Below are 12,010 nucleotides of genomic sequence, written 5' to 3'. Positions count from 1 at the left end.
GGCATATCCCCTTTTTCGCACAGAGGCAAAAAGGGGTAAGCTCTATCCATAATCATCGATCACCAGAAGAACTCACCTGTGACCAACGCTCCCATCATCACCAACTTTGCTCAAGCGCGTGCCTTCTGTGGCACGCTTACACAGCCTGTCGTCTTTTTTCAGCCGCGCTTTCGGCTGAATATGCCGGATATGATCTTCCTTGCCGAAGCGCTTGCCGAGCGCTTTCTGCCCGTTTTCCTTTACGAAACCGAAACGGAGTGGCGCGAATGTCTCATAGAGGTGTACCCCGCCCTTCACCTATGGCGGTTTTTAGGGGTAGGCGATGCATCAAACGTCGCATCCGCCGAGAAACAACCAGAAAACACCGGGGAAGCCCCCGCCAACACGACAGGCGGGCGCTCTCTCTACAGGCGGGTGCGCGGCGTTGGGCGGCAGCTTATTGCTCCGGTTACTTTGTTCCAGTGGCTCATTCAGAACACCCGCCAAAAATTACATCTCTATCGCGAGGTGGTTTCCTTGTTCAAACCACGCGGGGCATTCCTCAACAGCGATCAGGATGGGGATATCTATTTCACGACTGAACTACATCGTCAGGGCGTCCCAATGATCATCCCTCCGCGTGCCACCGCCAACAGCTATCAAGAAGGAAAACTTGAAATGGCGATCAACCGCCCGCGCTATACGCATCATTCTCGCCTTTTTCAGGAATTCACCGCGCTTATCTTCCCTCACACGGTAAAACGTTTTGAGACGCGCCCTATTTTTCGGACTCACCCGCTGGACATTTGGGTGCAGTGGGGGTTTGGCATTCAGCCGCGCAGCCCCTGGTATATGGGCGGTGGCAAAGCGAATTACCTGCTGCTCCCTTCCCCGCGTGATCAAGCGCGTTATGAAGGGTATGGTGTCCCCCGCGAACGCTTGATCGTCACCGGCGAACGGACGGATGATCGTCTCTTTGAGGCGCTGAAAGAGCAGCCCCTCTCAACTGCCCGCAGTGATGGGCGTCCTCTCTTGTTATGGTATGTTCCGCCCCTTCCCGAACATGGCTATGCCCTTACATGGGATGAGCATCGCCGCATCTTGACTGAGGTGGGGCTTGCCCTGAAGGAAACTTCTGCCGAGGTGCGAGCCTGTTTACACCCCTCTCATGGGCAAGCATGGTATCGGGCGCTCTGTGCAGAGCTATCCATCCCTATTGAGGAACGCCCGCTGTTGGAAGCCATCCCTGAGGGGAAACTCTTTGTCTCCTGGTATACGAACACCCTTCAATGGGCGCTGCGCTGTGCGATTCCCGTCGTTATGATGAGCATGTACGATACCCTACTGCCCCCCCAGATCGAACGGTGGGCAAATTATTATTGGGGCAGCCAACCAGAGTTGATCCGCACCTTTACCGCGCCCGACCTTCAGGCAGAGGTAGAGCGCTTGCTGCATGATAGGGATTATTTCGCCCACATCAAAGAGACGCTTGCTCCCTACAGTCAGGACGACTCCTACTTTGATGGCTGCTCTAGCCAACGCCTTAAAGGGACGGTTCTACGCCTTCTTTCGGCTTAAAGCAAGGACGGACGCCGCCCCGCCTACTTTGCTACCTCAAAGGTTAACTCGAATTCGCCCCGACTGGTGGCTGCCTCTCGTCCGAAGCGCGTCGCTTGGATGCGATACGATCCCGTATAGGGGAGGCGGTATTCAGCGATACGGGCGTCAAAGCGCCCCAAATCGGCGGCGCGGGTGTCGTCAATGCCAAAGAGGGGCTTTCCCTCAAAATTCAACAAGGCAAGGTAGGGATCAAGCGTGCTGTCGAGGGCGCTCATCGTAATGGTGATGATCTGTCATCGCTGCCCCTCAAAATGGTATTCCCAAACGAACGCGGACGGCGTGATTGCCCCTAAGACCCGCGCTCCGGGGGCGATTGCCCCGCCCTCACGTGTTCCCGATTTCAAATCAAGCGCCCGATCCCCATTCAGAGAGAAGGACACCACTTGGGGGTAGGGTTCGGCATCAACGACGTAGAGCAAGGCGCTATCCCCCGCCAAGACAAGGGCGACGGGCTTTGCCAACTGCCCCAATTTAGGCGGTGACGCCCCATCATAGGGTTCACCGATCACCCCTTGCAGCAGCCCATCACTATTCAAACGGAATACGCCCTGATCACGGGTGGCAACGTAAAAATTGACGAAGCGATCTACGGTGATCGCTGTCACCTCTACCCCCGCCAGCGCCGCCGCCGCAATGTTCTGGCGGAGGATGCTCCCATTCGGGTTGAGAATGGCAATGCCATTTGTGTTGCGCCCCACAATATATGCATAACCGCCGCTATCCGCCGTCATAATTGGGGCGTCAATGCGGTAGCCCAAAATGCGATCCAACTCCCATGCGGTAAGCGCCTGTCCGGTGCGGTTGAAAATCTGAATGCGAACGCCGTTTTCCGTCTCATCAAGAGCGTAGATCAATTCTTCGGGAAAGGCGATGAGGCGTGGATGCCCCGCGCCAAAGGCGCCGCGCTGTGTGCCTTCCCGCCCGCCGGCAAGCCGCTGAACATCGTTCCCCCGAATCCGCCAAATAGTATGCGAGGTGGGGTCAGCCACATAGCGCGTATTGTTGGCAAGAACGGCAAACCCACCAAAGGTGCTGATTGCCGAGGGACGGTCAATACTAAGCGTCTCTCCGGCTGGATTCAGAGTCCAAATCCCCTTTTCGGCGTCGGAGACGAAAATCGTCCCCCCGTTTGCCGAGAGGCTGACATCCGTCAGGCGGGTGAGGTTGGGCGGCTCTAAATTCCAAAGGGGCGTCCCAATGCGGTCTAGGTCTTTCCCGTCAGGGGTGAAGAAGGTGAGCGTCGCCGTGATCGCATCAAAAGCGCTGGCTGTGCCTTCTGTCCAGTTGAGGGGCGTAGAAAACCCCCGCACAAGGGCAACACGACGCTGCCCCACCGAAAGGATCAGCACCCGTCCGGCAATGCCTGTCGTTGAGTTTTGCGTATCGGCAAGGACCCCCCGCGCCTGATTGATTTCTGTCTCCCCTGCCGTCCCCGCCGCACCCATCCGCCCAAGCACGGCATAAAAATCAGCCGGAGTCCCCGCCCCAATTTGGCGCATCGTCGTCATTGTGAGGGTGAAGATCAACCCGACAGGGGTTATGCCACTGGCAATGGCGGTGAGGTCGGCAGGTGAGGCGGCAATGACTGTCCCCGTTTGCGGTGTTTCGCGCACCTCCCATTCCACCGGATAATCAAAGGCGACGCCAAGCGCCGCGCTGCGGTAATTTTTTCGATCCGTACCGTCTGATTGGGCGTGGGAAGGAAAGACAGAAATACAGGTGGAAACACAAAGAGCCAGCAGACAGGCAAGGGTGATCAGGCGGGTTCTCATAGGCACAATGGGTTGATCTTTTGGGGATAGTGTGTGCAGTACCCTCACTGGTTGGACTACAACCAGCCTTCTTACCAGAAGGACGGGCGTCGTTCGTTTGCCCTTGATCACCACCGCCTGCTCATCGGTGAGTATATCGTGATAAGCCGGGCTGTCAACCACTAAGTGGTCAATCTCCTTGAAAAATGCTGTAGGTTTCTTGATTTTTGGCGACAGGCTGATGTTTTTCGAGGATCATCCGCCATCGCGCATGGTGATCCGAATAGGGGCAACCGCGTTGTCATAGTTGATGAGGTCGGCGCTGAAGACGTACAGCCCATCTTTGCTCAGCGTCACGGAGACCCGCGCCATGAATTCAAGGTTCTTTTCGGGCATGATCTCAACCGATGTCGGCTTGGTAAGCGGCAGCGAGGTGTAATCCTCGTCGTGCCGGACGCCAAACGCCAATTCATACATACCGGGCGGCGCCATGACATTCGCCACAACGATCAGATCAAGGGCAATAGGAATCCCGCCCACCGCCAAATGGCTGACGGGATTCAACTGCCAGCCCCCCGTGAGATCATCGCGGATCACTTGGGAACAAACAAGCAGGGAGTAAATACGCGGCTTTATTGCAGTATCCTCACTGGCTGCGCTATAATCAAACATCTTACAAGACGTATAAGCAGCGGTATTCTATCCCTTGCTCCCCACAGCCTATCGTAATCCACAAGTATAGTGTGATGAGTAGGTTTGTCAATCGGCAGGGGGCGATCTCCTTGAACGGTGCTATAAGATTCCCATAAGATCGTTTATTTTTTCTCGTCGTCGTCGTCGTTTTTCGGTTTAGCGCGGAGTTCCTCGAACAGCTTGCTAATGCGCACCGATGTCCCCGAAGGCGGCGTGGCGGGTTGGCTAAGGGTAACTTCCCGTTGTTCGGGGGGAATATCCTCCAGCGTTTTCGCCTTGCCGCCGGTAAATTCCTTAAAGAGGCTGCTGACAAAGCCCTGCTTTTGCGCCTCGTTGCGCAGCGGACCTTCTGGTTTTTCCTCATCAGAGGTGGCATCGTTGCGCCGGATACGGGCAGCATTGGAGCTTTTCTCTTGAAGCTCTGCCTCACCCTTTGCCCCTAGCTTGCCCCAAAAGTTGCTGATCCGATCCAAGCCGCGACGATGGCGATCCGAGGTTTGTCCGGTTTGGGTGGCAGCGGTGTCTTTTTTAGCGTTCGGGCGGGTAGGATTGGGATCAGTATGGGGCGCATCATAGGCCTGATTCAAGGCAAAGGTGCGGTTAATTGCGCCAACTTCGTAGGAATCGCCACGCTGCTGAAGCCAGCCCTTTTCAACGAGATCGATCAATGCCCCATCAATGGCGGCACGGGAGAGGTGTTCTTCGGGCGGCATTGCCTCAATAAGCGCGTAAACGCCAGTGCGATTCACGCTAGGATAACGCATGATGATGCGCATAATCTTGCGCTCATCTGGGGGGAGCGCCAAGAGGTCGGTGGGCTTGATTCCATTATCTGATGATGAATCATCAAAAGGTGGCTGCCCGGTGGGTTTTTGACTCATGGTTGTCTATCCCCCGCACTACGATTCATCTGACAGCTGATTCTATCATGACTTTGTTGATAATCGCTCCTTAGCCCCGCCCAGCAAGAATCAACAACAGGATCAAAATGACGACCACCCCAACGGCGATGAGGGGAAGAATAATTTTGGGATTTAAGGTTGAAGCCGACTCCTTCGGAGCGCTAGAAGGCTTGCCGGCAACCGCCCTCGCCCGCTCTGCTTGAAGCTCTGGGGAAAGTTTTGCCTCGGCTGATTTTTCCAGCAGGACGGTATCTGTTTCAGCGGCAGCGGCAACTTTTTTCAGATCGCGTGCCATCTGCATTGCTTTGGGGTAGCGGTCTTCAACCGTTTTGCCCATTGCTTTGCGGATCACCTCATCCACACCAGGGGGTATCCCATCGACATGCTTCGAGACAGAGGGGACAGGATCATCGCGGTGCATTTTCATGATCGCGTAGGGAGTCCGCGAGTAGAAGGGTAGTTTTGTCGTCAGCATCTCATAGAGCAAAACCCCAAGCGCATAAATATCGAGGGAGGGGGTTAGTTCGACCTCCTCCCACATTTCAGGCGCCATATAGGCAGGCGTTCCCATCGCCATACCGTCTTGGGTGATTTGTTGTTTATCCCCCTCTAGGCGTGCAATGCCGAAATCGGAGAGGATGGCGTTGCCTTGTGCGTCAAAGAGGACATTCCCCGGCTTCAGGTCACGATGAATCAGCCCCCGTGAGGCGGCGTAATCCAACGCTGAGCCAATCTGCTCAATGATTGGCACGGCGGCGCTGAGCGGCAAGGGTTCGCGTATGATTTTGCTTGCCAAACTGCCGCCCGTCAGCAGTTCCATGACAATGAAGTACACGTCCTTGCGGGCATCAATCGAGTCATTGGTGAGCGCCAAGTGAAAGCCCCGCGCCACGCCATAATCAAAGATTTTGACGATATTCGGATGGCTTAGGGAGGCGCATAATTCAGCCTCTTTATCAAAGCGTTTCTTAAATTCATCCCGCTGGGCAAGGCTCGGCAGAATGACTTTAATGGCTACCTCACGCTTGATATTGACTTGGCGTGCTTTGTAGACAGCCGCCATGCCTCCTTCGCCAAAGCGGGAGATGATTTCGTAGTTGCCTAGCCGCTGACCGACGAGGTTGAGCATCATTCACCCTTTTCTAACAGACCGTCCGGGGCTAGTCCTCAAGGAGCGAACGCGCTACCCCGCGAAGGGTTTGAGCAATGGGATGATCTTTGTATTTCATGACGAACACCCCCTCCGATGCCAAGACCATCATTTCGTCAGAGTGGGGCAGCACTGCCGCAACTTCAGCACCAAAGCGCTCATGAACATTCTGACGGACTTGATTGAAATCGTAGATGGTGGGCGTTTTGTTCACAATCAAAACCAAGCGAGGCACGTCTAGTTTGCGGGCAACCTCTACGGTGACACTTGTCCCTTGAAAGTCTTGCTGGTCTGGGCGCATGATAATAGCGAGCGCATCTGAAATGGCAATCGAAAGGAGCGTTTCATCGTTCAAACCGGGGTGCGTATCAACGATCAGGACATCCAGTTTGAGCGCCTCAATGAGCCGTTGGAAGCCATCATTGAGCAAGCCAACATCATAATGCTCGCGCAGAATACGGGCAATATCGCTGACTTTGATGCTAGACGGAACGAGGAACAGCTTCCCTTCGATGCTGGGGTCTACATTCGCAGTAACATCATAAGCGGCTTCTTCAATTTGGCACTTGCCCCATAAATAATCATTGAGCGACAGTTTCATGTCGTCTTCGCCAAGCCCTAACAAGACATGAATGCCGGGGGATTGAATATCCGTATCGATCACACAGACGCGCTTGCCTTCCGACGCCATGATGGCGGAGAGATTCGCTGATGTGTTCGATTTGCCCGTCCCGCCACGAAACGAGTGGATCGAAATGATCTTAGCCATGCGATGCAGCTACCTTTCTGAGGGCGATGGTCTGAGAGTGACGATCACCGATTCTATCCGCAAAATGTGGGAAATGCCATTCCAATGGGGGCGAGTATAGCACAAGTTTGATACGCCAAAGAAAGAAGATGTATGCTGTACGCCCTTGTGGTTTCGCCGCCTTCCCTCCCGCACCCTAGTGTTTTGTCGTATTCTCATCCTCGCTGTAGCGCGAACGAGGCGGCGGGGGCATTGCCGAATCGGTTTTTATGCCCCCTTTCAGATCCCCTTCCAGCGGCGCATTTTGTCCGGTGATCCCCCGCAGAAATTCGGCATCTTTGGCAAGCTCTGCCGCCTCGTCAGGGGTGGGGGGGGGGAACAATGCCCCCGCCGTCGGGTGCGGCGTGTAGGGCATATACGGCACACTCAAACGCACTGCCGCCCGTTGGGATTGCGTATCGGGCATAAGGTCTTTATCGGGTGGTGGCGGCTGTGGGAGCGGCGCTGTTGCCACTGGGAGCGGTGGCGCGGCTGTTGCTGGCAAGCCAACAGTTGGCGCTTCGGGGTGTGGGTAGAGAAGGGGTAGGGGGCTAGGCGTGCCGCTATACCAGCCAAAGCCGGGTGCTGTCTTTGCCGCGCTCATCTGCGCCGAAAACCACAACCCAAAACCGACCAACGCCAAAAGGACGATACCCACCCCAAAAAGGAGCATTGGCGCGGTTGTGATCGCGCTGCTGAGCATCCCAATGGGGTTTAGGAAAAGATGAATGAGGGCAAAAGTGGGCAGAAAGGCAGCCGCCGCCCACAACGGCTTTCGCAAGGCAAAAAGCCGCCCACCAGCGGATGTTCCAAGTGGCAGCACAACGAAGAATGCCGTTTGGGTACCCATCACAAAGATGGCAAACCCAAAGGTTTGAAGCAGGCTTGCCAATGGCGCAGCCCTGTTCAGGGTTTCGGGGGGAAATGTCGCCCGCCCAATTTCAGCGAGGAGACCCACCCCTAGCCAACCCAATGCTGCCACCGCTAGAAGAATGAAGGGTGTCAACAGGGCGGCAACCAGCCCCCTGCGAGGTGCTTCATCGGGGCGGGGGCGAAGATCGCCCAGTGGGGCAAAAAGTAGCCCGGGCGGGACGCCCACCACCCGCGAGATAACCGCTGCCGCCCCCGCCAAAAGCAAGACCGAAGGACGCGCACCATAACGACGACGCCCCCCGCTAAAGCGTCCGGCAAGACGAATGGCGGCATCCGCCCCCAAACTGATTACCCCCACCGCTGCCGCTAAGACCAGCGCCAATTGAATCCCTGCCGGGCTGGTTAGCGGCGTCAGGCGATCTGAGGTGGCGAAAAGAACGCCCATCACGGCGTAGATCAGCACAAAAATGGGGAGCGTCAGCAGATGGCGGCGGATCGTCCAACGCAGCGCCGCCCGAAGGCGCTGAATGGCGAGCCACAAACGCACCGTCCGCAGCAGACGCTCGATTCCCTTGCCTGCCCCATCTGCCACCCCGGAAAGGATGATCCCAATCATGTAGAGCGCCCCCACCGCTCCGGCGGCGATTCCGGCGTTCGTGACGAGGGCGCGGAAATCGCGGTTCGCCTGTTGGGGGAGGGGGACATTGGCAAAGAGCGGCATTTTTCCATACACGCTGTTCAGCGAAGCGGGCGCAATAGCCTCGCCGCTGCTGGAAAGCCGCGCCCCGCTCTGGGCAAGGTCAACTCCGCCGCGTAGAGCGCTGAACAGCACCGCACCGATCAGCGCCGCAAGGGCGAGGATCACAATCAGAAGCCACGCGCACCCCCGCAGTGGGCGAAAAAGAAACATGATCGGCAATCCTTTCTTCCCCTCATACCATACGCCATGATACGCCGAGAATGCGTCCCCACCAAACGCTGAATGGGGGACGACCAATGAACGACTGCCCTACGCAGCGTCTTTTTACCAAAAATTTACACCCCCTCGGCGCAACCCCACCGCACTCCTCACGTACAGATTATGTAGATACAACAGGAGGAAGATCGTCATGTCTGAACGTCCTTTGCCAATTGTCGGCATTGCTGCCTACTATTTCATCTTTGGGATTCTGGCAGTGCTTGGAGGGTTGGTCAACAGCGTTGTTGGCGCACTGGCGTTTTGTTTTGCCCCTTGGATGATTCCGATGGGTATTTGGGGGCTGATCACCGGCGGGCTGAACTTGCTGCTCGGCGCGTCGATCTGGAGCGGGCGGCGTACCGGACAGGGTATTGCCACCTTCCTTGCCGTGATCGGGATCATTGTGGCGTTGGGAAGCGCCCTGACCGGAAACGGGCTGCCCTTGCTCTCTCTGCTGGTCAATGGGTTTGTCTTGTTCTACCTGCAAGGCGACGAGGCGCGTCAGTTTTTCACGCGGTAAGTGGCAAGGGTATTCTTCCCTCATCCCCCCTGGCAAAGGCGGGGGGATGAGCGCTTAGCGGCGAAAAGGGCGAATAACCCCTACCCAAAAGCCGCATCCCCACGCTAGATGAATTGTTGGAAAAACAAGCAGCAGTCGCCCAAACAACGCCCACCCTTGCGCCGCCGCAAGCCGAAAACTAACGATTACCGTCAGGACGACGTAGAGAAGGACGACACCCCCCCACACAGGAAGAAGCGCCGGTGCAAACAAGGCGAGGAGCGGCACACTAGCAATGCCGGCGACAAAGGCAGGGGCAATAATTTGACGGGGGCGTAGCGACGAAGGATGTTCACGCAGTGTCTGGACTTTGGAACGCCCATAGCGAAAATATTGGCGGGCAAGCGCCGTTAGGGTTTGCCGTCCATAGTAGAGCGATTGAATGTCCGGGGCGAAATAGATCGTCCCTCCGGCGCGACGAAGACGCACATTCAGTTCGTAATCTTCATTGACCCCAACGTGTTCGTTATAGCCCCCCACCTGCACCAAAACCTGACGGGGAAACGCCCCCATGTAAACCGTATCGGTGAACGCCGCTTGACTGCTTACATGGAAGGCGCTTGGCACAGCAAAGGCGGATTTTCCCGCTGCCGCAATCGCCTTTCCCATCGGCGTTACCCCCACCGGATTCATTGCTCCACCAACGTTGTATGCTCCCGTTCGCTGAAGGTGTTCCACACAGCGCCGAACGTAATCCGGCGCAATGATGGTATGCCCATCAATGCGCAGCACATAATCCCCCTTAGCATAGGACAATGTGATGTTCATAGCCGCTGCCTGAATGCGACGTGGGTTGGGGATAATCTGTACACGCTCCGCACCGGGCATCGCCTCAATAATCGCCCGCGTGTCATCCTCGCTCATCCCATCGCCAATGAGGATTTCCATCCACTCTGGAGGGTAATCTTGTGCTAAGACTGCCCCCAAACAGCGCTCGATAAACTGTTCTTCATTGCGTATTGGCAAAATGACCGTGACGAAGGGCAGCGTATCGCCTATCGGATCACTCATGGCGAGGTACCTCTCAGGCAAAGGGATTGACGAAAGGTGTGCCATCCAAAATGGAGTCACACAGCGCATCGAACGTCCGACTCCCGCCGGGGCGCAGATCAGTCACCCCTTGTATCTTCAAGCGCATGTGTCCAAATGTGCCTTCCTCCATAACCTCATCGAGGGGAATCATCGCCCGATAAAAAAAGCTGTAGGCATAGCGCTGCGCTGTCTCTTGATCAATTGGAGGGAGATTGCCACTCTGCCAACGCTCTATCCACCCTGCCATATCCTCTGAGGTATGGACATCGCGAGTGAAGCCTTTCCCCCGATAATGAACTTGCCCAGAAACCACCGTTTGCTTGCCCATCAGGACGCTTTCCAGCCCAATGTTTGAGGCGTAAACCATCACCAGATCAGAGACTTCCAAAAGGGTGTAGCTGCTCAGGGTGCTTTCGGAAGGAATAATCTTAATGTTTGAGGGCAAAATAGGGTGGTGGCGAGCAATGTAATTGCCAACCGATTCATAGGGACGATAGCGATCCAAACGCGACTCGGCAGGGTGAATCCGAAACACCAAATCCACAGCAGGAAGGGCGCTAAAGCGGCGAATCAGATCATCAATCCACGCCGTCATGTCGGAATAGGCTTGATCACGATCTAAAAGAGCCGTGTCACCAGTGACATTCGTAAAAACGCCAACGACAGGTCTTTCAGCGCTTAGCCCAACTGCCGTTCGGAGTGTCTCTGTTCCCTCCTGCACCGTTTTCCATAGGTTGTCCATTTGCCCGCGCCCGTAACGCCGTTCTTGCAGGTAGGTCAGCAGATGATCGCGCTGATCCTCACGGAGTGGTATGTCTCGGTGCATCTCCCATACTGGCTCAAACTCAAACTGCCCCATCGGATAGTTATGGCTGAGCATAAAGGTATTGGCGAGGTAGCCCCGCTCAGAGGTGATATACGAAATACCTTCGCGTTCAGCAAGCGCACGGACAACCCGCTCCGCCACCAACAGACCGTTCATCATGATGATTTTATGCGGTCGGTCTTTGGCAATCAGCCGCTCTAGGGCGGCTTTTACCGTCCGCCCTAGCACAATGTAGTTTCGGACATGCTCACGCATCTCCGTGCGCAGTTGGTTCACGCCGAAAAACCACCGTGCGCTGAAGGAGGCAAAATGCCCATATGCCAACCCATCGTGGGTATAGGCGAGCAAATCATCAACAGGGATCGCCGCCACCTCTGCGGCAATTTCGGCACGTTCCCTCGCGCTGAGAAGATGGTGAATCATTGTGGGGATATGTCCAAAGGCACGTAAGCCGCTATCGGCATAAGCGCGACAGCGCCCACAGGGCATGGGCGGCACATTGGAGGAGGCATTTTGCAGGTTACAGATGGGCATTACACCCCCACAGGTGAAATGGCTCACACGCACCCCCCGCTGGCGGAGGGCAGCCCCTAGCAGCCCATCAAAAATGATGTGTGTAGACCACCCCTCAAAGGAAAAAAACAAGATATGCCGGCTATCACCTTTTACAGGGGGGGGGTGTTTTTCTTCCTTTGACCATCCTCGTGCTTGGAGAATTGGCGTGAGGGGATGCAAGGACTGGTTGGCAGGGCGTGCTTGGCGTGCGCGCAAATAGGCTTCCCACACAAGGCGAAACAGGTGCGGCTGGTGGTGGTTGAGGTAGCGTAAAAGCGGATTTTTCTCAAGAAATGTCCGTGCGGAATCATTGGGAACAGACATT

At 55.8% G+C, this 12,010-nt stretch carries 11 protein-coding genes; 2 read left to right on the top strand and 9 right to left on the bottom strand.

What is annotated here, in order from left to right:
* Positions 1-78 precede the first annotated feature (78 nt).
* A complete protein-coding gene (locus HS103_00110) occupies positions 79-1,557 on the top strand; it encodes a hypothetical protein (GenBank protein ID MBE7511204.1) in 1,479 nt (492 codons plus the stop codon).
* A 23-nt stretch (positions 1,558-1,580) separates the two neighbouring features.
* Here HS103_00110 and HS103_00105 read toward each other — a convergent pair whose 3' ends face one another.
* The 7 genes from HS103_00105 to HS103_00075 form a co-directional block, all read right to left on the bottom strand.
* Positions 1,581-1,814 carry a hypothetical protein gene (locus HS103_00105; GenBank protein MBE7511203.1) on the bottom strand — a complete coding sequence of 78 codons (234 nt, stop codon included), beginning with the start codon at positions 1,812-1,814 and terminating at the stop codon, positions 1,581-1,583.
* An 18-nt stretch (positions 1,815-1,832) separates the two neighbouring features.
* Complete coding sequence (locus HS103_00100) at positions 1,833-3,533, bottom strand: hypothetical protein (protein ID MBE7511202.1); 1,701 nt, start codon at positions 3,531-3,533, stop codon at positions 1,833-1,835.
* A 72-nt stretch (positions 3,534-3,605) separates the two neighbouring features.
* Positions 3,606-4,022, bottom strand: a complete 417-nt coding sequence (locus tag HS103_00095) for a hypothetical protein (GenBank protein MBE7511201.1) — start codon at positions 4,020-4,022, stop codon at positions 3,606-3,608.
* Between the two features lie 143 nt (positions 4,023-4,165).
* Positions 4,166-4,924, bottom strand: a complete 759-nt coding sequence (locus tag HS103_00090; protein MBE7511200.1) for a hypothetical protein — start codon at positions 4,922-4,924, stop codon at positions 4,166-4,168.
* A gap of 70 nt (positions 4,925-4,994) precedes the next feature.
* Complete coding sequence (locus tag HS103_00085; GenBank protein ID MBE7511199.1) at positions 4,995-6,077, bottom strand: serine/threonine protein kinase; 1,083 nt, start codon at positions 6,075-6,077, stop codon at positions 4,995-4,997.
* 28 nt (positions 6,078-6,105) lie between these two features.
* Positions 6,106-6,864, bottom strand: coding sequence for a MinD/ParA family protein (locus HS103_00080; GenBank protein ID MBE7511198.1), 759 nt, complete (start codon positions 6,862-6,864; stop codon positions 6,106-6,108).
* Positions 6,865-7,039: 175 nt separating this feature from the next.
* Positions 7,040-8,665, bottom strand: a complete 1,626-nt coding sequence (locus tag HS103_00075; GenBank protein MBE7511197.1) for a hypothetical protein — start codon at positions 8,663-8,665, stop codon at positions 7,040-7,042.
* A 199-nt stretch (positions 8,666-8,864) separates the two neighbouring features.
* Here HS103_00075 and HS103_00070 point away from each other — a divergent pair, with 199 nt between their 5' ends.
* Positions 8,865-9,233 carry a hypothetical protein gene (locus tag HS103_00070; protein ID MBE7511196.1) on the top strand — a complete coding sequence of 123 codons (369 nt, stop codon included), beginning with the start codon at positions 8,865-8,867 and terminating at the stop codon, positions 9,231-9,233.
* Between the two features lie 54 nt (positions 9,234-9,287).
* Here HS103_00070 and HS103_00065 read toward each other — a convergent pair whose 3' ends face one another.
* Complete coding sequence (locus HS103_00065; protein ID MBE7511195.1) at positions 9,288-10,283, bottom strand: glycosyltransferase family 2 protein; 996 nt, start codon at positions 10,281-10,283, stop codon at positions 9,288-9,290.
* 13 nt (positions 10,284-10,296) lie between these two features.
* Positions 10,297-12,009: a hypothetical protein gene (locus HS103_00060; protein MBE7511194.1), complete on the bottom strand. Its 1,713-nt coding sequence runs from the start codon at positions 12,007-12,009 to the stop codon at positions 10,297-10,299.
* Position 12,010: the final 1 nt, after the last annotated feature.

The sequence above is a fragment of the Anaerolineales bacterium genome (assembly GCA_015075625.1).
Taxonomy (GTDB): domain Bacteria; phylum Chloroflexota; class Anaerolineae; order Aggregatilineales; family UBA2796; genus UBA2796.
Note: the sequence above shows the minus strand (reverse complement) of the source record. Positions and strands in the feature narration are given on the sequence as shown.